The sequence below is a fragment of the Rhodococcus sp. OK519 genome (assembly GCF_003051005.1).
Taxonomy (GTDB): Bacteria; Actinomycetota; Actinomycetes; order Mycobacteriales; family Mycobacteriaceae; genus Prescottella.
On sequence record NZ_QAOW01000001.1, the window covers coordinates 1,496,579 to 1,522,803 of the forward strand.

At 67.6% G+C, this 26,225-nt stretch carries 25 protein-coding genes; 14 read left to right on the forward strand and 11 right to left on the reverse strand.

Annotated elements, in window-relative coordinates:
* Nucleotides 1–56: 56 nt before the first annotated feature.
* The 3 genes from C8K36_RS24710 to C8K36_RS06965 form a co-directional block, all read right to left on the reverse strand.
* A complete protein-coding gene (locus C8K36_RS24710; protein ID WP_181319403.1) occupies nt 57–227 on the reverse strand; it encodes a hypothetical protein in 171 nt (56 codons plus the stop codon).
* Nucleotides 228–251: 24 nt separating this feature from the next.
* Nucleotides 252–680 carry a hypothetical protein gene (locus C8K36_RS06960; RefSeq protein ID WP_107983593.1) on the reverse strand — a complete coding sequence of 143 codons (429 nt, stop codon included), beginning with the start codon at nt 678–680 and terminating at the stop codon, nt 252–254.
* Nucleotides 681–796: 116 nt separating this feature from the next.
* Nucleotides 797–1,081, reverse strand: coding sequence for a hypothetical protein (locus tag C8K36_RS06965; protein WP_107983594.1), 285 nt, complete (start codon nt 1,079–1,081; stop codon nt 797–799).
* 128 nt (nt 1,082–1,209) lie between these two features.
* Here C8K36_RS06965 and C8K36_RS06970 point away from each other — a divergent pair, with 128 nt between their 5' ends.
* Nucleotides 1,210–1,389: a tautomerase family protein gene (locus C8K36_RS06970; RefSeq protein ID WP_005512856.1), complete on the forward strand. Its 180-nt coding sequence runs from the start codon at nt 1,210–1,212 to the stop codon at nt 1,387–1,389.
* On the opposite strand, the gene C8K36_RS06975 is transcribed toward C8K36_RS06970, so the two are convergent.
* From C8K36_RS06975 to C8K36_RS06985, 3 genes are all read right to left on the reverse strand, one after another.
* Nucleotides 1,337–2,086, reverse strand: coding sequence for a transglutaminase-like domain-containing protein (locus C8K36_RS06975; protein WP_107983595.1), 750 nt, complete (start codon nt 2,084–2,086; stop codon nt 1,337–1,339). The two genes, C8K36_RS06970 and C8K36_RS06975, sit on opposite strands and share 53 nt — an antisense overlap.
* Nucleotides 2,087–2,162: 76 nt before the next feature.
* On the reverse strand, nt 2,163–2,957 hold the full coding sequence (locus C8K36_RS06980) for a helix-turn-helix transcriptional regulator (protein WP_107983596.1): 795 nt from the start codon (nt 2,955–2,957) through the stop codon (nt 2,163–2,165).
* Nucleotides 2,958–2,973: 16 nt separating this feature from the next.
* Entirely contained in the window at nt 2,974–3,468 is a 495-nt protein-coding gene (locus C8K36_RS06985) for a MarR family winged helix-turn-helix transcriptional regulator (protein WP_107983597.1), read from the reverse strand.
* A gap of 149 nt (nt 3,469–3,617) precedes the next feature.
* On the opposite strand from C8K36_RS06985, the gene C8K36_RS06990 reads away from it, so the two are divergent.
* Nucleotides 3,618–4,385 carry a DODA-type extradiol aromatic ring-opening family dioxygenase gene (locus tag C8K36_RS06990; protein WP_107983824.1) on the forward strand — a complete coding sequence of 256 codons (768 nt, stop codon included), beginning with the start codon at nt 3,618–3,620 and terminating at the stop codon, nt 4,383–4,385.
* Between the two features lie 6 nt (nt 4,386–4,391).
* On the opposite strand, the gene C8K36_RS06995 is transcribed toward C8K36_RS06990, so the two are convergent.
* Nucleotides 4,392–4,850, reverse strand: a complete 459-nt coding sequence (locus C8K36_RS06995) for a peroxiredoxin (RefSeq protein ID WP_107983598.1) — start codon at nt 4,848–4,850, stop codon at nt 4,392–4,394.
* A gap of 58 nt (nt 4,851–4,908) precedes the next feature.
* Between C8K36_RS06995 and C8K36_RS07000 the strand changes: the two genes are divergently transcribed.
* The 12 genes from C8K36_RS07000 (at nt 4,909) to C8K36_RS07055 (ending at nt 22,744) form a co-directional block, all read left to right on the forward strand.
* Complete coding sequence (locus tag C8K36_RS07000) at nt 4,909–6,510, forward strand: anthranilate synthase component I (protein ID WP_107983825.1); 1,602 nt, start codon at nt 4,909–4,911, stop codon at nt 6,508–6,510.
* Nucleotides 6,503–7,240, forward strand: coding sequence for a TIGR02234 family membrane protein (locus C8K36_RS07005; protein WP_107983599.1), 738 nt, complete (start codon nt 6,503–6,505; stop codon nt 7,238–7,240). The genes C8K36_RS07000 and C8K36_RS07005 overlap by 8 nt, the downstream gene beginning before the upstream one ends.
* A gap of 77 nt (nt 7,241–7,317) precedes the next feature.
* Nucleotides 7,318–8,127, forward strand: a complete 810-nt coding sequence (gene trpC / locus C8K36_RS07010; RefSeq protein WP_107983600.1) for an indole-3-glycerol phosphate synthase TrpC — start codon at nt 7,318–7,320, stop codon at nt 8,125–8,127.
* 61 nt (nt 8,128–8,188) lie between these two features.
* Nucleotides 8,189–9,517, forward strand: a complete 1,329-nt coding sequence (trpB, locus tag C8K36_RS07015; RefSeq protein WP_107983601.1) for a tryptophan synthase subunit beta — start codon at nt 8,189–8,191, stop codon at nt 9,515–9,517.
* On the forward strand, nt 9,514–10,317 hold the full coding sequence (trpA, locus tag C8K36_RS07020) for a tryptophan synthase subunit alpha (protein WP_107983602.1): 804 nt from the start codon (nt 9,514–9,516) through the stop codon (nt 10,315–10,317). The genes trpB and trpA overlap by 4 nt, the downstream gene beginning before the upstream one ends.
* A 5-nt stretch (nt 10,318–10,322) precedes the next feature.
* A complete protein-coding gene (gene lgt / locus C8K36_RS07025) occupies nt 10,323–11,291 on the forward strand; it encodes a prolipoprotein diacylglyceryl transferase (RefSeq protein ID WP_258195291.1) in 969 nt (322 codons plus the stop codon).
* The gene (locus tag C8K36_RS07030; protein ID WP_107983603.1) at nt 11,288–12,019 is read left to right on the forward strand and encodes a TM2 domain-containing protein; all 732 of its coding nucleotides are present in this window, start codon (nt 11,288–11,290) and stop codon (nt 12,017–12,019) included. The genes lgt and C8K36_RS07030 overlap by 4 nt, the downstream gene beginning before the upstream one ends.
* A 289-nt stretch (nt 12,020–12,308) precedes the next feature.
* The gene (gene gltB, locus C8K36_RS07035; protein WP_107983826.1) at nt 12,309–16,892 is read left to right on the forward strand and encodes a glutamate synthase large subunit; all 4,584 of its coding nucleotides are present in this window, start codon (nt 12,309–12,311) and stop codon (nt 16,890–16,892) included.
* Nucleotides 16,885–18,390 (forward strand): glutamate synthase subunit beta, encoded by a 1,506-nt coding sequence (locus tag C8K36_RS07040; RefSeq protein WP_107983604.1) that lies wholly within the window; start codon nt 16,885–16,887, stop codon nt 18,388–18,390. Before gltB ends, C8K36_RS07040 begins: the two co-directional genes overlap by 8 nt.
* Nucleotides 18,391–18,479: 89 nt before the next feature.
* Nucleotides 18,480–19,898, forward strand: coding sequence for a pyruvate kinase (gene pyk, locus C8K36_RS07045; protein WP_107983605.1), 1,419 nt, complete (start codon nt 18,480–18,482; stop codon nt 19,896–19,898).
* 14 nt (nt 19,899–19,912) lie between these two features.
* A complete protein-coding gene (locus C8K36_RS07050) occupies nt 19,913–20,809 on the forward strand; it encodes an acyl-CoA thioesterase (RefSeq protein WP_107983606.1) in 897 nt (298 codons plus the stop codon).
* An 81-nt stretch (nt 20,810–20,890) separates the two neighbouring features.
* Entirely contained in the window at nt 20,891–22,744 is a 1,854-nt protein-coding gene (locus C8K36_RS07055) for an ABC transporter ATP-binding protein/permease (protein WP_107983607.1), read from the forward strand.
* Nucleotides 22,745–22,824: 80 nt separating this feature from the next.
* Here the strand turns inward: C8K36_RS07055 and C8K36_RS07060 are convergent, their stop codons facing one another.
* The 4 genes from C8K36_RS07060 to C8K36_RS07075 form a co-directional block, all read right to left on the reverse strand.
* Nucleotides 22,825–23,151: a transglycosylase family protein gene (locus C8K36_RS07060; protein ID WP_107983608.1), complete on the reverse strand. Its 327-nt coding sequence runs from the start codon at nt 23,149–23,151 to the stop codon at nt 22,825–22,827.
* A gap of 436 nt (nt 23,152–23,587) precedes the next feature.
* Entirely contained in the window at nt 23,588–24,247 is a 660-nt protein-coding gene (locus C8K36_RS07065; protein WP_107983827.1) for an isochorismatase family cysteine hydrolase, read from the reverse strand.
* Nucleotides 24,248–24,359: 112 nt separating this feature from the next.
* Nucleotides 24,360–25,553, reverse strand: a complete 1,194-nt coding sequence (locus tag C8K36_RS07070) for a lipid-transfer protein (RefSeq protein ID WP_107983609.1) — start codon at nt 25,551–25,553, stop codon at nt 24,360–24,362.
* Nucleotides 25,550–26,002 carry a Zn-ribbon domain-containing OB-fold protein gene (locus C8K36_RS07075; protein ID WP_107983610.1) on the reverse strand — a complete coding sequence of 151 codons (453 nt, stop codon included), beginning with the start codon at nt 26,000–26,002 and terminating at the stop codon, nt 25,550–25,552. The genes C8K36_RS07070 and C8K36_RS07075 overlap by 4 nt, the downstream gene beginning before the upstream one ends.
* Between the last annotated feature and the right edge of the window lie 223 nt (nt 26,003–26,225).

Here is a 26,225-nt window from a genome sequence, read left to right on the forward strand (position 1 = left end):
ATTGATCGGCCCGAGCAATGCGGTCGCTGACGGACGGCGCTACCTGCGGTCACCAGTCACGAATCGTCTCGTCGCTGCTCTCGGTGCACGTCGTTCATCTGCCGGGTCTTGCCTTCGGCGCTGCCCGAGTCGGAGCGCGTGGCCTTACCTTGACGCTTGCGGTACCACCATCGCAGATTGACCGCCGCAACAACGACCACGAGCGCCACAATGACGAGTACCTCCATCGTGAGTGCCCCTTGTTCGCGGTGCTATTTCTTCTCGGGATGCGTCGTCTCCGGAGGATGATCCTCACCGCGTCGGGTGCCCGACTGGTGGGCCGGACCGACGCCCTTGTCGGATGACGAAGGCTTCTCGTGCTCGACCGCGCTCTTCTGGGCCTGCCCGCCGCCATCGGGGTTGCCGGCGCGTGCGCGCATGTGCTCGGCAGACTTCGCTTGCTTCTGACGGTCGTCGTAGGGCGGAACGGCAGCATCATCCGACTCGGATCCGAGGCCCCCTGCGTCGTCGGGTCGCTGCCAGCCCGGCTCGCCAGAGGAGGTCATGGACTCGTCCTCGAACGCGCCTTCTCGGCGGTGCTCTCCCACACTGGGTGCGTCGGCGCCGGTGTCTCGCGACCCCGGTTCGCCGCGCTCTGATTGCGGTTCCTCTTCGAGATGCTCGCCCGGTTTCTGCGTCATGACTGCCTCCTCGTTATCCACCGACGTCTCGGGAACGGCGGAGGGAATGGGCGCGGTGTTCCCGTACTACCCACTCGTCGTGTCCGCTACACCATCGACGGCGGGGCGAGCCGTGATCAGCGGTGACGACTCGGGGTATCCGTCGCGTGAACGTCCCGAGTCGGAAGAGGTGCGCCGATCGGTCCCTGATCGAACGGGCCGTAGTGCGTCGTCGTCGGGTCGGTGGTCGACGTCTCGGGGTCGCCGGGATCGATCGTCGGGGCAGTGGTTTCCACGGCGGGAGTGTCGGCGGTGCCGTCGAGGTCGTCGCCGCATCCGGCTGCTAGTGCTGCCGCCGCCGCGACAGCGACTGCGGTGCCGACGAGCGTTCGGCGGTGGGGGAGGTGCTTTCGGGGGCTCATGGTGGTGTCCTTCGAGGCGTCTATTCGAGCCTTCGCTCTCAGCATCCCACCGCGGGGCGTGCAGCGGGAGGGCTCGATCAGGCCCGCCCGCCGGTCGGCCCCGCGCGGGTGGCAGCGACAATGGCGGCATGCCGCTCATACAGATCAGCCAGACGCCGGGACTGTCCGCCGAGCAGAAGCGCGAGACCATTGCCGCGGTCACCAAGGCCTACGCCGAGGCGACCGGGAAGAACGCGTCGTCGGTGTGGGTCACCATCACCGAGGTTCCGCGCGAACACTGGGGCGTCGGCGGCGAACCGCTGGGCTGACCGCGCAGCCGCGGATCGAAGCGACCTTCCGGTTCATTGCGTTCCGGATCACCCTCTGGAACAGGAAGTTCCGCACTCCGGTGAGATTCGTCCCGCTCCGTGCATAGAAGGTGTCCGGATCGTCGTAGGTGCCGAGGTCGCGGTTGACTCCGGTCTTCTGGATTGCGGTGTCGGTGCCGGTCCACGCCACCGGCGGATCGCCGATGTCGTCGGTCCCCGCGCCGTAGCCGAGGAACGGCCCGGTGGGCGCCATCGTGTTCCGCAGTCCGGTGAGGTAGCCGGCATCGAGGATGACGCCCTCCAGGTCGACCCAGCGATCGTCGAATCGCACCTCTGCCCAACTGTGGAGGATGCTCCGAGGGGCCAGTCGGTAGAGAATTCCGTCGATGACGCCCTTCTGCAGACGCTTGTCGATGGTTGCCCCGTGGAATCGGCAGGGCACGTCGACGGCCCTCAGCAGCGCCATGAGGAGGGTGGTCTTGGTGTTGCACTGGCCGTATCCATCGGCGAGCACCCGGGAGGCGGGCAGCGCGTCGTCGGTGTTGTACCCGAAGGTGATCCCGTCCCTCACGAAGTCGTAGACCGCGCCGATGCGGGTTTCGTAGGGAAGATCTCTCCATCCGCGCTCGGTGACGAGCGACTGAACGGAAGCGTCGTCGTAGTCGAGGAGCGGGGTGGGCTGAATATGAGCGTCCATGTGTCGAACGTATGGGGGCCTGGCGCCGAGAGACTTGAACGTTGCGGCTGATCTCGGTCGTGAGGGCTCGGCCGAATCACGAGGTACTGTCGGGCCACTCGTCGCGGTGAACCGTCATCCGCAGAAGGGCCGACGGACTCAGGCCGAAATTGTTCTTGAAGACCCGGCTGAGGTGCGACGAGTCACTGAACCCGGCGGACACCGCGGCCTGAGTCAGGTTGTCGCCGAACGCTACTCGTTCGGCCACGGTTCGCAGGCGGATCCACAGCCCGTAGCGGCGGAACGGTATGCCCACTTCGCGCGTGAACAGGTGTGTCAGACGCGAGGGCGAAATGTGGGCGTCGGCGGCCGCTCCCGCGAGTGTGGGCTGCGAGCCTGGCTTCTGCTCCAGATGCCGCAGCGCCGAGCGCACCGGTTCGGACAGGAGGGTGGGCCGCTGCAGCCCGCCCGGGGTGACGGCCCGAATCAAGCTGTCGATGGCGCTCGCGGCGTTCTGCTCGTCGGCATGCTCGGTGGCGATGCGCGCGAGCACGCCCTCGAACTCGCGTCCGCGCGTGCGTTCCCCGGCGAGGCCGAGTCCACGGCCCCGTGGCCCGAACGGCTCGACGAGCACCAGCAGTAGCCGGCGCGAGGTGCACTGCAACCGGTGTGGCAGGCCGCTCGGAATGACTGCGGCCGTCGCGCAAAGGTGGTCGTCCGCGAACTCGAGGACGAACGGCTCGTCCAGGGAGATCATCACCTGCACCGCGTGGTGCGCATGGAGATTCGAGTCGCCGCCGACGCCGCGATAGAGAACCGCACCGGGAGTCAGCGTCAGCGTGCCGTTCCAGGGGGAGCGGTCGGGTGTCGTCGCCGTCGACAGGGTAGTCATGGTCGGGAAACCCGTTCTAGGCCTTGCCGGTTCCTGCGGCGATGCCCTTGTCGAGTTGGGTGAGCAGCGCCTTGCCCAGGGTCGACAACTGCATCACCTGCCGCTCGTCGAGCCCCTCGAACACCAGCGACTGAACCGTCGCCACATGTCCGGGCGCGGCCTCGGCCACCTTGTCGTATCCGTCGTCGGTGAGGACCGCGAAGGCGCCGCGGGTTCCGGTCACGGTCTCGCGTCGCGCCCAGCCGCGCTTCTCGAGACGCGTGACGACGTGCGACAGGCGTGACAGCGATGCGTTCGCCTGGCACGCGAGCTCGGACAGGCGCAGCCGTCGGTCGGGCGCCTCGGAGAGCACCGCGAGCACGAAGTACTCGAAATGGCTCAGATCGGAGTCCCGCTGCAGCTGGGTGTCCAACGCTGCCGGCAACCGGGTCACCAGGGAGACGAGTGTCCGCCAGGCCTCCTGCTGGGGTCCGGAGAGCCAGGTGGTGTCGGTGCTGTCCTCTGCGCCCATCGGGTCGTTCTCCGATCGCTGAAAGTCGGTGTTCGGATACCAGCGTGTCAAACCTGTGGTGCCGACGCGGTGGCGGGGAACAGCGCACCGTCGACGGTGTCGACTTCGTGTTAAGTTGAAGCTTCAACAAAGGAGTTCTCGTGAGCGACATGCCGGCCATCTTCCTCAGTCACGGCGCACCCCCGCTGGTGGACAGCGCGCAGTGGGTCGCCGAGCTGTCCCGGTGGTCCGCGGATCTTCCGCGCCCGACGGCGATTCTCGTCGTCTCCGCGCATTGGGAGTCGGCGCCGCTCACGATCGGAGCCGTCGAGACCGGGACTCCGCTGGTGTACGACTTCGGCGGCTTTGCGCGACGGTTCTACGAGGTGACGTACCGGTCGCCCGGCGCACCCGTCCTGGCCCGGCAGGTCGCGGCGCTCATGCCCGACAGCGAACCCGTCTACCACCAGCCCGACCGTGGCCTCGACCACGGCGCGTACGTGCCACTCACCGTCATGTACCCCGACGCCGACATCCCCGTGCTGCAGATGTCGATGCCGACCCTCGATCCCCAGCGCCTGCTCGACCTCGGGCGCCGCCTGCGGCCGCTACGCGAGCAGGGTGTGCTGATCATCGGATCTGGCTTCGCCACGCACGGCCTGCCGTTCCTGCGCGACCCCTCGCCCGACGCCGTCGCGCCGGGATGGTCCGCGGAGTTCGACGCGTGGGCGGGGGAGCGGCTTGCCGCCGGTGACGTCGATGCACTGATCGACTTCCGCGTCCAGGCGCCCGGCATGCCGTACGCACATCCGACGATCGAGCACTTCGCTCCTCTGTTCGTCACGCTCGGCGCGTCGAGCAATCCCGAACAGATCGCCGAACAGGTGATCGACGGATTCTGGATGGGCCTGGCCAAGCGTTCGATCCAGGTGGCGTGACGCCGGTCAGGCGTGGTTGCGGACGAACTCGAGCGCCCGGTCGGCGTGCAGGTTGGCGCGCAGTTCGCTGGAGATCACTTCGAGCACGGTGCGATCGGTGTCGATGACGAAGGTGCTCCGCTTGACCGGGGTGATCTTGCCCAGCAGGCCTCGCTTGACGCCGAACTGCTCGGCGACGCTGCCGTCGACATCGGCCAGTAGCGGATAGTCGAACGACTGGGCCCGGGCGAAGGTCGACTGCTTGTCGACGCTGTCGCGGCTGATCCCCGCGACGGACGCCCCCGCCGCGGCGAACTCGCCCGCAAGGTCCCGGAAATGGCAGGCCTCCGCCGTGCACACCGGGGTCGAGGCCGCCGGGTAGAAGAACAGCACGAGCGGTCCGCCTGAGAGCAGCGCGGTCAGCGTGTGACGGGTGCCGTCTTGGTCGGGAAGATCGAATTCGGGCGCGCGCTCACCGGGCTTCATGAGCGCCGACGCTACCCGCGACCGCGGTGGCAATCGGAGTTCCTGGGATGATGGACGCATGCGCGGCGAGTCCACCACCATCCCAGCAGCTACCTCGGCGGTTTCGAGCGAGGGGCCACGGCACGATTCGACCACCACCCGCGAGCAGTTCCGGGCGCTGGCGGCAGAGCATCGTGTGGTCCCTGTCATTCGAAAGGTGCTGGCGGATGCCGAGACTCCGCTGTCCGCCTACAGCAAGTTGGCGGGCAGTCGGCCCGGCACGTTTCTGCTGGAATCGGCCGAGAACGGCCGGTCGTGGTCGCGCTGGTCGTTCATCGGCGCGGGTAGCCCCGCCGCACTCACCGTGCGCGACGGTGAGGCTGCGTGGTTCGGCAACGTCCCGGCCGGCGCTCCGTCCGGCGGCGATCCGTTGGTCGCCCTGGGCCGCACCCTCGAACTTCTGCGCACCGAACGGCTGCCGGATCTGCCGCCGTTGACGGGCGGCATGGTCGGCTTCCTCGGCTACGACGCCGTCCGCCGGCTCGAACGTCTGCCCAGCCATGCCGTCGATGATCTGGGTATCCCGGAGATGGTGATGCTCCTCGCGACCGACCTGGCCGCAGTCGACCACCACGAGGGCGCCATCACGCTCATCGCCAATGCGGTCAACTGGGACGGCTCCGACGAGCGGGTCGACGAAGCGTACGACGATGCGGTCGCCCGCCTGGATCGGATGACCGATGCGCTCGCGGCGCCCGCCCATTCCACCGTCTCCATGTTCGCGCGTCCGCAGCCCGAGTACCGGCGCCAGCGCACCACCGAGAGCTTCGGCGTCGACGTCCGGAGATTGATCGGCGAGATCGAGGCCGGCGAGGCATTCCAGGTGGTGCTCTCTCAGCGCTTCGAGATGGACTGCGCGGCAGAGCCGATCGATGTGTACCGGATGTTGCGCGCGTCCAACCCCAGCCCGTACATGTACCTGGTCCAGGTGCCCGGTCCGGACGGGGAGACGGCGTTCTCGATCGTCGGATCCAGCCCGGAGGCGCTCGTCACGGTGAGCGAGGGTGTCGCGACCACGCACCCGATCGCCGGCACACGCTGGCGGGGCGCCACCGAGGAGGACGACATCCTGCTCGAGAAGGATCTGCTCGCGGACGAGAAGGAGAACTCGGAGCATCTGATGCTCGTGGACCTCGGACGCAACGACCTGGGCCGGGTGTGCGAGCCGGGGACGGTCAAGGTGCACGACTACCGGCACATCGAGCGGTACAGCCACGTGATGCACCTCGTGTCGACCGTGACGGGCCGGTTGTCCGACGGCAAGCATGCGCTCGACGCGGTGACGGCGTGCTTCCCCGCCGGGACGTTGTCCGGTGCGCCGAAGGTGCGCGCGATGGAACTGATCGACGAACTCGAACCGACTCGACGTGGAATCTACGGCGGCATCGTCGGCTACCTGGACTTCGCGGGCGACGCGGACACCGCGATCGCGATCCGCACGGCACTGATCAAGGACGGGACGGCGTACGTGCAGGCCGGTGCCGGCGTCGTCGCCGACTCGGATCCCGTCTACGAGGACACGGAGGCGCGGAACAAGGCGATGGCGGTGCTCAGTGCCGTCGCCGCCGCGCAGACGCTGCGGCCCCTCGGGGGCGCTTCGGAGGTGAACGGCGTTGAGTGAGAAGAAGACCGCGGATGCTGCATCGCGAGGCAAGCGGGCGACCGGGGTGGCGGCCTTGCTGCTCGCCGTGGCGGCGCTGTGCCTGTGGGGCTCGTCCCGGATGACGTGGGTGACCGTGACGTCGGCGGACGGGCTCGGTGAGGAACGCATCACCGATCTCGATGGTGGGACCTGGGCGGCGGCGACCACGCCGCTTGCGCTCGCGCTTGTCGCCGCGATTGCGGCCGCGTTCGCGGTGCGTGGCTGGCTGCTGCGCGTGGTGGGTCTGTTGGTCGCCGTCGTCGCGGTGGTCGCAGCAATCCCGGCGATCGGGTTGCTCGCGAACGGGGCGTCGAACGACAAGGCTTCCGACATCGCAGGATTCGAGCGGGCGGCGACACGCGTCACGGACACCGAGGTGGCGACTGTGCCGGCCCTACTGGTGCTGCTCGGTTCCGTGGTCGCGCTGGTTGCCGCCTTCATGCTGATTCGGAAACCGACTGCCACGGGCGGACTCTCGTCGAAGTACGACAGCCCGGCCGCACGCCGGGAGGCGGCCGCCAGCCGCGGTGGGTCCGCCGCGGAGGACGAGCCTCCGACGCAGCGCATGCTGTGGGATGCGTTGGATGCCGGCGAGGACCCGACCGTCGAAGCGGCGGACAACGACTCTGCTGGAGGCGAGTCAAGCCGTCCGGCACGGGATGTGAGCAAGGACACCGGACCCACGGGTACCCGCCCGGAGTCCGAATAACTGCGACCTCTAGGCTGAGTCAAGTGCCGATGAGTTTCCTCACATCGGTTGACATGCCGGAAAGGACTCGGGCCACGATGACCGTTCTCGACTCGATTCTCGACGGAGTGCGCGCCGATGTCGCCGCCCGTGAAGCCGTTCTCGACCTTGCTGCGGTGAAGGCGGCTGCCGCTGCCGCTCCGCCGGCGCTCGATGCCGCCGCGGCGCTGCGTGCCCCCGGTATCGGTGTCATCGCCGAGGTGAAGCGGGCGAGCCCGTCGAAGGGTGCCCTCGCGGACATCCCGAATCCTGCGGTGCTGGCTGCGGCCTACGAGGCGGGCGGCGCGCGGATGATCAGCGTGCTCACCGAGGAGCGGCGATTCCACGGTTCCCTCGCGGACCTGGATGCGGTTCGTAAGGCCGTGAGCATTCCGGTCCTGCGCAAGGACTTCATCGTCGGGCCGTACCAGATCCACGAGGCCCGCGCACACGGCGCCGACGTGATCTTGCTGATCGTCGCGGCGCTCGACCAGCACGTGCTCGCATCCCTGTTGGACCGGACCGAGTCGCTCGGTATGACCGCGCTCGTCGAGGTCCACACCGAGGAAGAGGCCGACCGCGCACTCGAGGCCGGCGCCAGCGTCATCGGAATCAACGCGCGCAACCTCAAGACCCTCGAGGTCGACATGGACACGTTCGGGCGGATCGCCCCGGGCCTGCCCACGGACCTCGTGAAGATCGCCGAGTCCGGTGTCCGCGGCACCGCGGACCTGCTGGCGTACGCCGGTGCCGGTGCCGATGCGGTCCTCGTCGGTGAAGGCTTGGTCACCAGCGGTGATCCGCGCGCTGCGGTGTCGGATCTGGTGACGGCGGGTGCACACCCGTCGTGCCCCAAGCCGTCGCGCTGACGAGGCTCATCTCGGCGGACCCGACCGCTCGTTCTCGATGACGTTGGGGCAGACTGGGGGGGTGAGTTCACGCAATGAGGCCCTCGTGTCCAAGGGGGGCAATCTGCCCCCCGCCAGCGCCGGTCTGACGGAGCGTTCCGGTCACGAACCGGACCCCGGTGGTCATTGGGGTGTGTACGGCGGTCGGCACGTCCCCGAGGCGCTGATGGCGGTCATCGAGGAGGTCACCGCCGAGTACGAGAAGGCTCGTACGGACGACGGGTTCCTCGACGAGTTGGATCGCCTCCAGCGTGACTACACCGGTCGTCCGTCTCCGATCTTCGAGGCCACTCGGCTGCGCGAGCATGCCGGTGGCGCCCGCATCCTCCTCAAGCGTGAAGATCTGAACCACACCGGATCTCACAAGATCAACAATGTGCTCGGGCAGGTGTTGCTCGCGAAGCGCATGGGTAAGACGAGGATCATCGCCGAGACCGGCGCCGGTCAGCACGGTGTCGCGACCGCGACCGCGTGCGCTCTGCTGGGCCTCGAGTGCGTCGTCTACATGGGTGCGGTCGACACCCGACGTCAGGCCCTCAACGTCGCCCGGATGCGCCTGCTCGGCGCGGAGGTCGTGTCCGTCGAGTCGGGTTCCTCGACGTTGAAGGACGCGATCAACGAGGCGCTGCGTGACTGGGTCACCAACGCCGATCGCACCTACTACTGCTTCGGCACCGCCGCCGGTCCACACCCGTTCCCGTTGCTCGTGCGCGATTTCCAGCGCGTCGTGGGTCTCGAGGCGCGAGCCCAGGTGCAGTCGCTCACGGGCGGTCTGCCCGACGCGGTCGTCGCATGCGTCGGCGGCGGGTCGAACGCGATCGGCATCTTCCACGCGTTCATCGGTGACCCTTCGGTCAAGCTCGTGGGATACGAGGCGGCCGGCGATGGCGTCGAGACCGGTCGGCACGCAGCAACTTTCGCCGGGGGCACCCCGGGCGCCTTCCAGGGGGCGTTCTCGTACCTGCTGCAGGACGAGGACGGCCAGACCATCGAGTCGCACTCGATCTCCGCCGGCCTGGACTACCCCGGCGTGGGCCCGGAGCACGCGTACCTCAAGGACACGGGGCGCGCGTCGTACGAGCCGATCACCGACGCCGAGGCAATGGACGCGCTGCTGCTGCTGTCGCGCGCCGAGGGCATCATCCCGGCGATCGAGTCGGCGCACGCCGTCGCCGGAGCCCTGAAGTTGGGCCGTGAACTGGGCGAGGGAGCGATCATCGTCGTCAGCCTGTCCGGCCGCGGCGACAAGGACATGGACACGGCAGCGCAGTGGTTCGGGCTGTTCGACAACGACGCGGCCGCCGACACCGCCGATACTGCTGATTCGACCGAGGAAGGTACGGCCAAGTGAGTCAGAAGGATTCGCGCCTGGCGCCCACGTTCGCGAAGTGCCGCGACGAGAAGCGTGCCGCGCTGGTCGGGTATCTGCCCGCCGGCTACCCGGACATCGCGACGTCGATCGACGTCTACAAGACGATGGTCGATGCGGGATGCGACATCATCGAGGTCGGCATCGCGTACTCGGACCCGGTGATGGACGGGCCCACCATCCAGTCGGCGGCCGAGACGGCGCTGCGCAACGGTGTCCGTGTCCGCGACGTGTTCACCGTCGTCGAGCAGATCGCCTCGGTCGGTGGCAACGCCGTCGTCATGACGTACTGGAACCCGGTGCTCCAGTACGGCGTCGACCGGTTCTCCCGTGATCTCGCGTCCGCCGGTGGCCTCGGACTGATCACGCCGAACCTCATTCCCGAGGAGGCCGGTGAGTGGATGGAAGCATCCGACGAACATCACCTCGACCGGATCTTCCTGGTCGCGCCCTCGTCCACCGAGGAGCGCCTGGCGATGACGCTCGAGGCGAGCAGTGGCTTCATCTACGCGGCCTCGACGATGGGTGTCACCGGCGCGCGTGACGCGGTGTCGTCGATGGCGCCCGAGTTGACCGCTCGGATCCGCGAGCATTCGGACATCCCGGTCGGTGTCGGGCTCGGTGTGCGCTCCGGCGCACAGGCTGCCGAGATCGCCTCCTACGCGGATGCCGTGATCGTCGGGTCTGCCATCGTCTCTGCTGTCGAGAACGGGCTGGGCGCGGTTCGCGCCCTCACGACTGAACTCGCGGAGGGCGTGCGCTCGGCTACCGTGGCGTCGTGACTTCGATGGTGACTTCGACCGAATTGCTCGCCTACATCCCCAGCCCAGCGCAGGGTGTGTGGCATGTGGGGCCCCTGGCCCTGCGGGCCTACGCGCTGTGCATCATCGTCGGCATCGTCGTCGCGATCGTGTGGGGCGACCGTCGCTGGGTTGCGCGCGGTGGCGAGAAGGGCACCGTCCTCGACATCGCTGTCTGGGCGGTACCGTTCGGTCTGATCGGCGGTCGCCTGTATCACGTCATCACCGACTGGTCGACGTACTTCGGCGAGGGCGGAAGCCCCGCCGATGCCCTCAAGATCTGGCAGGGCGGCCTGGGTATCTGGGGTGCCGTCGCACTGGGCGCGGTCGGTGCCTGGATCGGTTGCCGTCGACGCGGGATTCCGTTGCCGGCCTTAGGTGACGCGATCGCGCCGGCCATCGTGCTGGCGCAGGCGATCGGGAGGCTCGGCAACTGGTTCAACCAGGAGTTGTACGGCCGCGAGACCACCGTGCCGTGGGGTCTCGAGATCTACGAGCGCACCGACGCGTCGGGCCGCGTCGACACCCTGAACGGCGTGTCGAACGGTGTCGTACAACAGGTGGTGCATCCGACATTCCTGTACGAGCTGGTCTGGAACCTGCTGATCGTCGTGCTGCTTGTCGCTGTGGATCGCCGATTCAAGATCGGCCACGGGCGTCTGTTCGCGCTGTACGTCGCCGGCTACTGTGCCGGGCGTTTCTGGATCGAACTCATGCGCTCGGACCACGCGACCGAGATCCTCGGTATCCGCGTGAACTCGTTCACGTCGGCAATCGTGTTCCTTGCCGCTGTGGCGTACTTTGTCCTGGCCAAGAAGGGGCGCGAGGAACCGTCGGATCTACAGCCGCATCGGGCGGGCGGGCAGGCCGCCGTCGCGGCGGACACGGATGACGCGTCCGTAAACACCGACCGGACCGACGGGGACAGGTCCGAAGTGAACGGGGAAAAGAAATGACCGAGCAGCCGGATCTGTCCAAGAAGTCCGGGTCGTCGGGACAGGGTGGACCGCAGGGGGCGCCGCAGCCCCCGGAGTTCGGTTCGCCGTTCGACTACGACGCCACCGCGGATGCCTCGATGACCGAATCGACTTCCGGGACGTCGTCGGTGCCGCCGTCCGGTGGCAGCACCGCCGGACCGGGCTGGGACACCTACTCGGGCGTCGGAAACGGCCCGGGCTGGGGAAGCGGTCCCAGCTACCCGTCTCCGGTGGACGATCAGTTGCCGCCGGCCTCGTGGCCGGTCGAGGAGCCTCCGCAGTACGGCGCGTCGGCCGCACCCCCGCCGCCGGTCTACCCGCCTGCATCGGCCTACCCGTCGGCCCCGGGGTATCCCGCGCCGGGTGTCGGAAATCCGGCACCCTACGGCGGGTACGGAGACCCGAGCGCGCCGTTCGGTCGCGACCCGATGACCGGCGAGCCGTACTCGGGCAAGTCGAGGGCCACCGCCGGCCTGCTGCAGATCCTGCTCGGTTTCATCTCCCTGCCCGGCATCGGCCGCCTGTACATCGGCAGCATCGGTATCGGACTGATCCAGTTGTTGGTCTTCTGGCTCGGCCTGCTCAGCACAGTCTTCGGAATCGGGTTCGTCATCTTCCCGGTGATCTGGATCTGGGCGTTCGTCGACGGCATCCTGATGCTCACCGGCGCCGTGCGCGACCCTCAGGGGCGACCGCTCAAGACCTGATTGCGGCTGGGGACATCCCACAACGAACACACCGCCCGCGCCGATTCTCGGCGCGGGCGGTTCGTATTTTCGCCATCGCTTCGGGTGGCCTTCACGCGGTAAACTTGCCCGGCCGGGTGTGGACTCGGCAACCTTCACGGGTCGACAGCAGTGCCGGAAGACCCCGATCGATGCAGTCAGCACCCGTAATGGGCGACTCCTCCAGGGCGTCGCCGTAGAAAGTGCGCGACGCGCGATGGCCCGCAGCGACCGCTTCCCGGAGCGTTCGGGGCCGGTGTGGAGGTGCTCGGTGCTGTTTTCTCGGCAACCCGATTCCGGTGGCCTCTATGTTCGTGACCGCGAATCCGATTCGTGTGGTGTGGCGATGGTTGCCGACATTCACGGCCGTCGATCGCACGGGATCGTTGCGGACGCGCTGCTCGCACTCGAGAACCTCGAACACCGTGGCGCCGCGGGTGCGGAGGTCAACAGTGGTGATGGCGCGGGCATTCTGATCCAGCTCCCGGTCGAGTTCTTCCGTGGCCTCGTCCCGTTCGAGTTGCCGGGCCTCAGCCCCGACGGCTTCCATACCTTCGCGGCGGGGATCTGTTTCCTGCCGACCGACCCGGAGATCAGGCGTGCGGCGCGCGAGCGCGTGGCCGGGATCGCGGAACAGGAAGGCGTCGACGTCATCGGCTGGCACGAGGTGGGCGTCGACCCGCTCGGGGCGGACATCGGCGTCACCGCGCACTCGTGCATGCCGCACATGACGTATCTGTTCGTCGCGGCACGGTCCGACGACGGTGCTCAGCTCGGCGGAGTCGATCTCGATCGCCGGGTGTACGGCCTGCGGAAGCGTGCCGAGCAGTTGTCGGAGGACGTCGAACGCGCCGGCACCGCGGTCTACTTTCCGTCGCTGTCAAGTCGGACGATGACCTTCAAGGGAATGCTCACCACCGCCCAACTCGGGCTGTACTTTCCCGAACTACGTGACCCGCTGATGATGAGCGCGATTGCCGTGGTGCACAGTCGCTTCTCCACGAACACGTTCCCGTCGTGGCCGCTCGCCCACCCGTTCCGGTTCATCGCCCACAATGGAGAGATCAACACGGTTCGCGGGAACCGGAACCGGATGCGTTCGCGGGAGGCGATGCTCGCGAGCGCGGTCATCCCCGGCGATCTGCGCCGCCTGTACCCGATCTGCGCACCCGACGCCTCCGATTCGGCCTCGTTCGACGAGGTCCTCGAACTGCTTCACCTCGGAGGGCGATCGCTGCCGCACGCCGTGTTGATGATGATCCCGGAGGCCTGGGAGAACCGCACCGACATGCCTGCGTCGCTGCGCGCGTTCTACCAATTCCACGCCTCGCTGATGGAACCGTGGGACGGCCCGGCGTGTGTGACGTTCACGGACGGCACCGTGGTGGGGGCGGTCCTCGACCGCAACGGGTTGCGTCCCGGCAGGTGGTGGCGCGCCGGCGACGGACGGGTCGTGCTGGCGAGTGAGAGCGGCGTGCTGCCCATTCCGCAGTCCGAGGTGATCGAGAAGGGTCGACTCGAACCGGGGGAGATGTTCCTCGTCGACACCGAGGCGGGCCGTGTCGTGCCGGACAAGGAGGTGAAGGAGCAACTGGCGGCGCAGCTGCCTTACGAGGAATGGCTGCACGCCGGCCTGCTCGCCCTGCGGTCGCTGCCGGGCCGAGGCCGGGCTGTCCACGACCACGAGTCGGTGGTCCGCCGGCAGTTGGCGTTCGGCTACACCGAGGAGGAGCAGCGGGTGCTGATGTCGCCGATGGCGACGTCGGGCGGGGAACCGATCGGCTCGATGGGCACAGACACCCCCATTGCCGTGCTCTCGCAGCGTCCTCGCCTGCTCTACGACTACTTCGTCGAGCTGTTCGCGCAGGTCACGAACCCGCCACTGGATGCGATCCGGGAGGAGATCGTCACGTCGCTGCGTCGCGTGATGGGTCCCGAGCAGAACTTGCTCGAGCCCACCGCTGCGTCGTGCCGGCAGATCGTGCTGTCCTGGCCGGTGCTCGACAACGACGAGCTGGCGAAGATCGTCGGCATCAATGCGGACGGGGACTGCCCCGGGTTCGCGACAACGGTGCTGCGAGCTCTGTATCGGGCGGACTCCGGCGGCGAGGGAATGGCGGAGGCGATCGAGGATCTGCGCGCGGAGGCGAGCGCGGCGATCGCGAACGGGTATCGCACACTGGTGATCTCGGATCGGGACTCCGATCATCTGCGAGCGCCGATACCGTCGTTGCTTGCCGTGTCGGCGGTGCACCACCACCTCGTCCGGACGAAGGAGCGGACGAAGGTCGCGCTGGTGGTGGAGACCGGCGACGCCCGCGAAGTGCACCACATCGCGCTGCTGATCGGGTGCGGGGCCGCCGCCGTCAACCCGTACCTGGCGATGGAATCCATCGAGGACCTGGTGGCCGAGGGCGAACTGACGGGAGTGGAGTCGTCCGTGGCGGTGCGGAACTACCTCGTCGCGCTCGGCAAGGGTGTGCTCAAGGTGATGTCGAAGATGGGCATCTCGACGGTCGGGTCGTACACCGCCGCACAGGTTTTCGAGGCAATCGGGCTCTCGAACGAGGTGGTCGACGAGTACTTCACCGGGACCGTCAGCCGTCTGGGAGGCGTCGGGTTGGACGTCCTGGCGCGCGAGGTGGAACTACGGCACCGCGAGGCGTACCCGGAGAATCCGTCGTCGCAGGTGCATCGACGCCTCGACGTCGGCGGAATCTACCAGTACCGGCGCGGGGGCGAGCTGCACCTGTTCACCCCCGAGACCGTGTTCTTGCTGCAGCACGCCACCCGGACGGGTCGGGTAGACGTCTTCGAGCGGTACAGCGCCGAGGTCGATCGGCTGTCCGCGGAGGGCGGGACGCTGCGCGGGCTGTTCGAGTTCCGCCGCGGGCTGCGGCCCCCGGTGCCGATCGAGGAAGTCGAACCGGCAGAGTCGATCTTCGCGCGATTCAACACGGGCGCGATGAGCTACGGATCGATCTCGGCGGAGGCGCACGAGACGATGGCGGTGGCAATGAACCGTCTGGGTGGCCGTTCCAACTCGGGTGAGGGCGGCGAGGACGTCGACCGCCTGTACGACCCGATGCGGCGCAGTGCCGTCAAACAGGTCGCGAGCGGGCGGTTCGGGGTCACCAGCGACTACCTCGTCCACGCCTCCGATATCCAGATCAAGATGGCGCAGGGCGCCAAGCCCGGTGAGGGCGGCCAGCTTCCGGCGTTCAAGGTCTATCCGTGGATTGCGCGGACTCGGCACTCGACACCCGGGGTGGGTCTCATCTCGCCGCCGCCGCACCACGACATCTATTCCATCGAGGACCTGGCCCAGCTCATCCACGATCTCAAGAATGCGAACGAGAACGCTCGCGTGCACGTCAAGCTCGTCAGCTCGGTGGGCGTCGGCACGGTGGCGGCCGGGGTCAGCAAGGCGCACGCCGACGTGGTCCTCATCTCCGGGCACGACGGCGGTACGGGGGCATCGCCTCTCACCTCGCTCGAACACGCGGGCCTGCCGTGGGAGGTGGGACTCGCGGACGCGCAGCAGACCCTCGTGCTCAACGGTCTCCGTGACCGGATCACGGTGCAGTGCGACGGCGGCCTGCGGACCGCGCGCGACGTGATGGTCGCGATGCTGCTCGGCGCCGAGGAGTTCGGATTCTCGACCGCGCCGCTGATCGCGGCCGGCTGCATCATGATGCGAGTCTGTCACCTCGACACCTGCCCGGTCGGCGTGGCCACGCAGAATCCGGAGCTGCGCAAGAGGTTCACCGGCAAGCCCGAGTTCGTCGAGGAATTCTTCCGATTCGTCGCGGCAGGTGTCCGCGAGCATCTCGCCGAACTGGGATTCCGCACCATCGACGAGGCGGTGGGGCATCCCGAACTGCTCGAGACGGCGGTCGGGGTCGCGCACTGGAAGAGTCGGGGTCTCGACCTCACCCCGATCTTCGCGAACGAGGACACACTCACCGGTGTCGGGATTCCGCAGCGGCGCCGCGTCCGCGCGCAGGAACACGGACTCGATCTGGCATTGGATCGCACCCTGATCCAACTGGCAGAAGGCGCCCTCGAGGACGCGCTGCCCGTACGCCTCGAGTTGCCCGTCCGCAACGTCAACCGGACCGTCGGGACACTGCTCGGCTCCGAGGTCACCCGGCGGTACGGCGCGGCCGGTCTGCCCGACGACACGATCCGGGTCCAGCTCGAGGGGTCGGCGGGACAGTCGCTCGGGGCCTTCCTGCCGCACGGGATCACGATCGATCTCGTCGGCGACGCGAACGACTATGTCGGCAAGGGGCTCTCGGGCGGACGCGTGGTCGTCCGGCCCGCCGACGACGTGCTGTTCCTGCCGGAGACGCAGGTGATCGCCGGGAACACGCTGCTGTACGGAGCCACGTCGGGCGAGGCGTTCCTGCGCGGCAAGGTGGGTGAACGCTTCTGCGTGCGCAACTCCGGAGCGGTCGCGATCACGGAGGGCGTCGGCGACCACGCCTGCGAGTACATGACCGGCGGCCGAGTGGTCGTCCTCGGCCCGACCGGCCGAAACCTCGCGGCCGGCATGTCGGGCGGGATCGCGTTCCTGCTCGACGCCGACCGGACGAAGATCAACACTGCGATGGTCCGGTTGCTGGTGCCCGACGGCGACGACCTGCAGTGGCTGCGGGTGGTGATCGAACAGCACCTGCGGTGGACCGGTTCCGCGGTGGCCGCGTCGGTGCTTGCCGACTGGCCGCGTCGCTCGGCGCTGTTCACGAAGGTCATGCCCACCGACTACCAGCGCGTCCTCGAGGCGACGCGGGTAGCACGGGCCGAAGGACTCGACGTCGACACCGCGATCATGGAGGCGGCCCGTGGCTGATCCCCAGGGATTCCTGCACGTGGCCAAGCAGGAAGCGCGCAAACGTCCCGTCGACGAACGCATCCACGACTGGCGCGAGGTGTATGCGGCGCAGTCCGCCGCCGAACGGGCCCACGAGGTGTCCGAGCAGGCGCGCCGGTGCATGGACTGCGGGATCCCGTTCTGTCATTCGGGCAGTGCCGGGTGCCCGCTCGGGAACCTGATCCCCGAGTGGAACGACCTGGTACGACGCGGGCGGTGGGATGCCGCGGCCGAACGGCTGCACGCCACCAACAACTTTCCCGAGTTCACCGGCCGGGTCTGTCCGGCACCCTGCGAGGCCGCGTGCGTGCTGTCGCTCGCCGACACCCACACCACCGGGAGTGTGACGATCAAACGGATCGAGCAGGCCATCGCCGACGTCGCCTGGGATATGGAGGTGGTCCCGCCGGTGCGTGCGGCGCTGCGGACCGGCAAGAACGTCGCGGTTGTCGGCTCGGGCCCGGCAGGATTGGCGGCCGCGCAGCAACTCACCCGTGCCGGCCACGAGGTGACGGTGTACGAGCGTGACGACCGGCTCGGCGGATTGCTGCGGTACGGCATCCCGGAGTTCAAGCTCGAGAAGGCCGTGGTCGAGCGGCGTCTGACCCAGATGCGCGTGGAGGGAACGCATTTCGTCACCGAGGTGGAGGTGGGTGTCGACCTGGCCGTTCCGGATCTGCACGACCGGTTCGACGCGGTGGTGCTCGCGACCGGGGCTCTGCTCGCGCGTGACAACCCGGGTGTCCAGGGTAGGAACCTCGACGGCGTCCACCTGGCGATGGAGTATCTGGTCGCCTCGAATCACGAATGTGAGGGCGACGGCGCGACCCGTATCAGCGCGAAGGGCAAGCACGTGGTGATCATCGGGGGCGGTGACACCGGTGCCGACTGCCTGGGGACGGCGCATCGCCAGGGTGCATTGTCGGTGACGCAGCTGGACTACCACCCGGCCCTGCCGGAGGAGCGGGACGAGGCCTCGATGCCGTGGCCGGCGTGGCCGATGGTGTTACGCACGTCACCGGCACACGCCGAAGGGGGTGTCCGCCGCTACGAGGTTGCGGTGCAACGATTCCTCGGTGACGCCGACGGTCACGTCCGCTCGATGGTGCTTGCGGAGGTTCGGCTCGCGCGCGACGAGCACGGTCGTCGAGTGATCATGCCCGTCGGGGAGGAAATCGAATTGCCCTGTGATATGGCGCTTTTCGCGATCGGATTCGAAGGCGTCGAACACGGTCCGCTGCTCGACGACCTCGGGCTCGAGACCAACCGGCGCGGCTCGCTGTCGTGTTCGTCGGACTGGCAGACGGCCGCGCCCGGCGTGTTCGTGTGCGGCGACGCGCATCGCGGTGCGTCGTTGGTGGTGTGGGCGATCGCAGAAGGCCGCTCGGCGGCGCGGGGTGCCGACGTCTACCTGATGGGCTCGTCCGAACTGCCCTCACCCGTGCATCCGACGGCGCTCCCGCTCACCGTCCTCTGACGCTCACCGTCCTCTGACGCTCACACGGATGTCATCACACGTTTGCCTGCCGAATAGAGTTCGTTCCCCGGATTGACTAGGCTTTCCCCGTGACCCGACGCACGAAGATTGTCTGCACTCTTGGCCCTGCTACCGCAAGCGGCGACCGTGTCCGCGAGCTCGTCGAGAGCGGGATGGACGTAGCCAGACTCAACTTCAGTCACGGCGAACACGCTGATCACGAGGACAACTACAACCGTGTGCGGGCCGCCTCCGAGGCGACCGGTCGCGCGGTGGGCATCCTCGCCGACCTGCAGGGACCGAAGATCCGCCTCGGTCGTTTCGTCGAGGGCAAGACGTACTGGGCGACCGGCGAGCAGGTCCGGATCACGGTCGAGGACTGTGAGGGAACCCACGATCGGGTCTCGACCACCTACAAGCAGTTGGCGCAGGACGCGAAGCCCGGCGACCGCCTGCTCGTCGACGACGGCAAGATCGGCGTGGTCGTCGAGGCCGTCGACGGCGACGACGTGGTGTGCCGTGTCACCGAGGGTGGCCCGGTCAGCAACAACAAGGGTGTGTCGCTGCCCGGCATGAACGTGTCGGTGCCCGCGATGTCCGAGAAGGACATCGAAGATCTCGAGTTCGCGCTCCGACTGGGCGTCGACTTCATCGCGCTGTCCTTTGTGCGCTCGCCCGCGGACGTCGAACTCGTTCACGACGTGATGGACCGCGTCGGTCGCCGCGTGCCGGTGATCGCGAAGCTCGAGAAGCCCGAAGCGATCGAAAACCTCGAGGCCGTGGTCCTGGCGTTCGACGCGGTCATGGTCGCGCGCGGCGACCTGGGAGTGGAACTGCCGCTCGAGCAGGTGCCGCTCGTACAGAAGCGGGCCATCCAGATCGCCCGCGAGAATGCCAAGCCGGTGATCGTCGCGACGCAGATGCTCGAGTCGATGATCGAGAACTCCCGTCCCACGCGCGCCGAGGCATCGGACGTCGCGAATGCGGTGCTCGACGGCGCCGACGCCGTGATGCTCTCCGGTGAGACGTCGGTCGGCAAGTACGTGATGGAGACCGTGCAGACGATGGCGCGAATCCTCGAGGCCGTCGAGACGGATCCGGCACGTGTCCCGCCGCTCACGCACGTCCCGCGCACCAAGCGCGGCGTCATCTCGTACGGCGCCCGCGACATCGGTGAGCGTCTGGACGCGAAGGCGCTGGTGGCGTTCACGCAGTCCGGCGACACCGTCCGCCGACTCGCGCGACTGCACTCGCCGCTGCCGCTGCTGGCTTTCACGCCTCTCGAATCGGTGCGCCGCCAGTTGGCACTGTCGTGGGGCACCGAGACGTTCATCGTGGACCCGGTGGCCTCGACGGACCAGATGTTCACGCAGGTCGACCACGCACTGCTCTCGCTCGCCCGTTACAACAAGGGCGACCTCGTCGTCATCGTCGCCGGCTCCCCGCCCGGCACAGTAGGCTCGACCAACCTGATCCACGTGCACCGGATCGGGGAGGAAGACCACTAGCGAGGGGACCGCACGTGAACGAGGTGGGGGCGGCGCTGCGTCCGGCGCGATCGGCCGATCTGGAGACCCTGCTGGGGCTCTTCGATCTGGAGCAGATCGGGGAGGACACCTACCTCGGTCGGCATCCCGCGCAGGTCGGCAGCCGAACATTCGGCGGACAGTTGGTGGCGCAGGCATTGGTGGCGGCGGGCCGGACGGTCGACGGCGACCGTCCGGTTCACGCCGTCAACGCCCACTTCATCCGCGGCGGTGACGTGAAACTCCCGATCGAGTACCGCGTCGACCGGCACCGGGACGGCCGGGCGTTCGCGAATCGCCAGGTGACCGCATACCAGGACGGGAACGTCCTCTTCTCGATGTTCGCGGCATTCCAGGACTGGGGTTCCGGGCTCGAGCACGCCGTCGCAATCCCCGATGTCGACGGACCCGAGGAACTGCCGACGATCGGTGATCATCTCGTCGGTTACGAGGACCGCCTGCGGATGTTCGTCGACGCCCTCAAGCCGTTCGAGATGCGCTACGCGAACGACCCCACGTGGGTCCTCAAGGATGCCGGCGAGCGCCTGAACCACAACCGGGTCTGGATGCGCGCCGACGGCGGTCTGCCCGACGATTCGTGGGTGCACAGCGCGGCGCTCGCCTACTCGTCGGACACCACCGTCCTGGACTCGGTCCTCACCACCCATGGGTTGTCGTGGGGTCTCGACCGGATCGTCGCGGCGACAGTCAACCATTCGATCTGGTTCCACCGTCCGTTCCGGTTCGACGAATGGGCGCTGTATGCAACCGAATCGCCCGTGGCAGCGGGATCGCGAGGTCTGGCAACCGGCCGGTTCTTCACTCGTGACGGTCAGTTGATCGCAACGGTCGTGCAGGAAGGCGTCATTCGGCATTTTCCGGCCCGGCGCTGAGATGACCGTCCGCGGCACCACCGCGGCGATTAGAATTCTGGTTCTCTGATCACGGCACGCCATCTGTGATGGGGGAGCCACATGCGAGACGAACCGATCGACTGGAGCCACGAGGCCGTGGCCAGTCTGCTGTGGACGTCGAGAGCCTTCCTGATCGCGCTGGTCTGTTTCCTCGCGGTCGGTGCCCTGTTGGCGCGGCGCACCAACTGGGGCAGACAGTTCTGGCGGATCACCGGGCGGTACTTCTCGACGCGTGACAGTTGGCGCCCGTGGTCGCTGGTCGTCGTGCTGCTGTTCCTGACGATCCTCGGCGTGCGGATCCTGGTCTTGCTGTCCTATCAGAGCAACGAGATGTACACCTCGCTGCAACTGGTGGCTCAGTCGATCCAGGCCGGCGACGCCGCAGCGCTCGACGACGCCAAATCGATGTTCTGGCGCTCCATCGTGGTGTTCGCGGCGCTCGCGACTGTGCACGTGGTGCGGGCGCTTCTGGCGCAGTACGTCGGCCAGGCCCTCGAGATCCTGTGGCGTGCGTGGCTCACTGATCGCGTCACGACGGACTGGCTGGACGGGCGCGCCTACTACCGGGGCCGCTTCATCGACGGTTCGATCGACAACCCGGACCAACGCATCGAGTCCGACATCACCGAGGTGGCGACGACGTCACAGACGCTGTCGATGGGACTGGTCAGCGCGGTGGTCTCGGTGGTGTCGTTCACCGGGATCCTCTGGGATCTGTCGGGACCGATGAACGTGTTCGGCGTCGAGATCCCCAGAGCGATGGTGGTCCTTGTCTACGTCTACATTCTCGCCGCCACGGCGATCGCCTTCTGGATCGGCCGTCCACTGATCAGCCTGAGCTTTCTGAAGGAACGACTGACCGCCAACTTCCGCTATGCGCTCGTGCGATTGCGCGACAGCGCCGAGAACGTCGCTTTCTACCGTGGTGAGGACGTCGAGAAGCGCGGACTGCTCGGACGTTTCGCGGCGGTCGTCACCAATGCGTGGCAGATCGTCTTCCGGACACTCAAGTTCAACGGCTTCAATCTCGGCGTCAGTCAGGTCGCCGTCGTGTTCCCGATCGTGATCCAGGCGCCCAGGTTCTTCGCCGGCACAATCACGCTCGGCGACATCACCCAGAGCGCGCAGGCCTTCGGTCAGGTGTCGGACGCGCTCTCGTTCTTCCGGCAGTCGTACGACGTGTTCGCGGTCTACCGCGCCAGCCTGATCCGACTCGACGGCCTGATCGACGCGGACGAACGCTCGCGGCGGTTGCCGTCGATCCGGACACGGGGCCGGGACCGCGTGGTGGAACTCGACAGCATCTCCGTCCGGACCCCAGACGGCAGATTGCTCATCGACGAACTCGATCTGCAACTCCAGGCCGGTGACGCCTTGCTGGTCAAGGGATCGTCCGGGAGCGGCAAGACGACTCTGTTGCGCAGCCTGGCCGAGATGTGGCCCTTCGCCGACGGTTCGGTGTCGCGGCCGGTGGGGCAGGACGCGTTGTTCCTGTCCCAGTTGCCGTACCTGCCGTTGGGTGATCTGCGGAGCGCGGTCGCGTACCCGGCGCGTGCGGAGGATCTGAGTGACGACCGGATACGCGACGCGCTGCGCGACGTCCACCTGGGCAACCTCGTCGGACGATTCGACGAGCGTGCAGACTGGGCCAAAATCCTGTCCCCGGGCGAGCAGCAACGGATCGCGTTCGCCCGCATCATCCTGATCCGACCGCAGGCCGTTTTCCTGGACGAGGCCACGTCAGCTGTCGACGAAGGCCTCGAATACTCTCTCTACCAACTGATCCGAGAGCGTGTTCCCGAGTGCATCCTGTTCAGCGTGAGCCATCGGAGCACCGTCGACCAGCACCACACACGCCAACTCGAACTGCTCGGCGACGGGCCGTGGCGGCTCTCGGCGGTGGCGGTGAGCTGAACTCTCCCGCGCGCTGAAGCGATCCTTCACGCGCGGAGAGCGCATGAAGGATCGCTTCATTCACGGGTTGCCTGAGGGGGTCAGAGGAGCTGCCCGCAGGACGGCCACGCGCCCGGGCCGGACGTGGACAGAACCTCCTCGGCGACCCGGATCTGCTCGCTGCGCGAGTTGTTGTGTGGCAGGCCGGAACCGCCGTGCGCGCCCCAGGTGTCGGCGCTGAACTGCAGTCCGCCGTAGTAGCCGTTGCCGGTGTTCGCGGCCCAGTTACCGCCGCTCTCGCACTGTGCCACGGCGTCCCAGTCGCCGGATGCGGCATGTGCAGGGCTGACGCTCACGACGAGCGGTGCTGCGACGGCTGCCGTGGAGGCGGCGAGGCCGCCGAGGAGGCGTGTGATGGTTTTCGGCATCGATGGTGTCCTCTCCGTACTGATGGTGAGGTCTCGAATGGCGCCGCAACGAGGGCGCCGATGGTGCGATCCCTCACGTCTGCCCTGGAAGGTCTTCGTGTCCGATCCGGCGGGCAGAGCGACGGTGAAAGCGGATCGGCGGTGGGCTCTTTCGGGTCGAGCCGTTGTCGACGCTAGGACGGACTGCCGCCGGCGTCACGAGTTGGTTTTCTGGTACGCCTGTCCGTGTTCGGGGCGAGATCTTCGCGCTCTTCCCTGGTGAGCGTCCGAAACTGGGTGTCGAGGCGACGGTGAATTCCGGTTCAGAAAGTGACCAGGGTCACTCGACCCTAGTGAGCTACATCACATTTCACAGTGGCGCGAAACGCCCTCGTGATCCGATAGCGCGCGGCGGTAACGAAGTGGGCAAGCGACGCGAGGGGAGCAAAACAGCAGGTCACACGGTGAAAGTCAGGCCGGCGACGAGATCTTCGACGGTCAGCGGTGCGACACCGATCGCGCGGACGTTCGAGAGCCGCTCCGGGGTCACCTGTGAAGTCGCGTCGGTGACGAGGACGGTGCGATAGTCCCGTGCGCTCGCGTCGAACAGTGTTGCGTGGGGACAGTTCGGCAGATTGCAGCCCGCGACGACGACGGTGTCGACGCCGAGGTCGATGAGGTGCGCGTCCAGGCGCGTCCGGTGGAACGCGCTCCAGCGGGGCTTCCACATCACTGCCTCCGCGTCGCCGACCGCTTGGAACCCGCCGTCGAGGAGCAGTTTCGGGTCGAGGTGCTCTGCTGCCGCCGGCAGGAGTCCACGTGAAATCTGCGACCCGACGGTGCCCGGGCGGACAATCGGTGCGTCGTCACGGGTAATCGTGGTGCGGCGCACGAGGTCCACGTCGTCACCGTCGTAGATCCGGACGACGTGCACGATCGGCCGGTGTGCTCGGCGGAACGCCTCCACGAGCATTGTCAGCCTCGGGAGTATTCCGGTCGTTCCCGGCACCGGCATCGTTCCGTCGTCGAGGAAGTCGTTCTGCACGTCGATCACCACGAGCGCGGACGATCGCAGATGCGGTCGAACATACTCGTCGAGGATGATCGGGCCCGTCATGTCGTCGAACATACTGGTGTGCAAACGGTTCCGAATGCGAATCGGTTCCGAAAGTGCGAAACGCTCCCCATCCATGTGGATGGGGAGCGCTTCGTGCGACGTACCGATCGGATCAGGCGGAGACGATGACCGATGAGCCGTGGCCGAACAGGCCCTGGTTGGCGGTGATACCGACGCGGGCACCCTCGACCTGACGGCCCTCGGCCTGTCCGCGCAGCTGCCAGGTGAGCTCGCAGACCTGCGCGAGTGCCTGGGCGGGAACGGCCTCGCCGAAGCAGGCCAGCCCACCGGACGGGTTGACCGGGATGCGGCCGCCGATGGTGGTGTCACCCGCGCGCAGCAGATGCTCGGCCTCGCCGCGCTTGCACAGGCTCAGGTCCTCCATCCAGTCGAGCTCGACCGAGGTCGCAAGGTCGTAGACCTCGGCGACGTCGACGTCCTCGGGGGAGATGCCGGCCTCTTCGTAGGCTGCGTCGCCGATCGACTCCTTGAACGTGCGCTCCGGTGCGGGCACCGCGGACGCCGACTCGGTGGAGAAGTTCGGCATGTCCATGATCGTCTGCGGGAACGTGGGCGTGACCGTCGAAATCGCCTTGATCCGAACGGGATCCACGATGCCCTTCTTGCGGGCGTACTCCATGGAGGTCAGGATGATGGCGGCGCCGCCGTCCGACGTGGCGCAGATGTCGAGCAGGTGCAGCGGATCCGCGACCATCGGCGACGCGAGCACGTCCGCGGCGGCAACTTCCTTGCGGTAGCGCGCGTTCGGGTTGTTCAGGCCGTGCTTGGCGTTCTTCACCTTGACCGCGGCGAAGTCCTCGGGCGTCGCTCCGTAGAGGTCGATGCGGCGACGAGCGTTGAGCGCGAAGTACGCCGGGTTCGTCATGCCCATCAGGCGGAAACGCAGCCAGTCCGGATCGTCCCAGCGCTCACCGGCGACCGGAGCGAGAAAGCCCTTCGGGGTGGTGTCGGCGCCGACGACCAGTGCGACGTCCGACAGGCCGGCGAGGATACGAGCGCGGGCGGTGTCCAGGGCCTGTGCACCCGTCGCGCACGCGGCATACGACGTCGCGACGCGGGCGCCGTTCCATCCGAGCGCCTGAGCGAACGTGGCGCCGGCCACGTAGCCGCCATATCCGTTGCGAATCGTCTCGCCGCCGACGACCAGGTCGACGTCCGTCCAGTCGATACCGGAATCTGCGAGGGCGGCGCGGGCTGCTGCCACGCCGTACTTGACGAACGAGTGGCCCCACTTGCCCCACGCGTGCATGCCGACACCGAGAACGGCCACGTCGTTGTTGCTCATGCCTGTGCCCCGTTCTCTGCTGCCGCGGACGGCTTCCAACGCCAGATGCTGCGGTCGCCCGTCTCGTCCGTGTAGAGGGTCTCGATGACCAGCTCGACCGGGTTGCCCACCTTGAGGTCCGCGACGCCGAAACCGTCGGCGACCTGTCCGAGCACGACGAGGCCCTCGGGCAGCTCGACCGCTGCGAGCGCGAACGGAACATAGGGATCGGTGTTCGCGATGTACGGAGCCGGCGGCTTGTACTGCGCGTCGGTGTACGACCACACCTTGCCGAAGCGAGACAGCTCGACGTCGTCGTACTCTTCACCGGAACACGCCGGGTTCTTGCAGAAGGTGGTCTCCCGCGGGAACGAAATCGTGCCGCAGGACCGGCACTTGGTGCCGATCAGGGCCGGCTCCGGCCCGGTGGTGAACCAGCCTTCGACGGCCGGTGTGGCGGTGTCGCTCATGCAAACCTCATCTGCTTGTCGAGCCTGAACGGCCGGTCGAGACGGTGACCGGCAACGGAACGGGTTGCAGTATGGCATGAGTTAACTGATTCCCGATGTGTGGTCCCATCCACCGGACGGCGCTGCCGGTTCCAGTCCCGGAGAGGCGACTGCCGACCGAATGAACGTCCGTCCAGTGGGACCGGGTCGCGGACGTGCGGCCGTACCGAAAACGACCAAACGG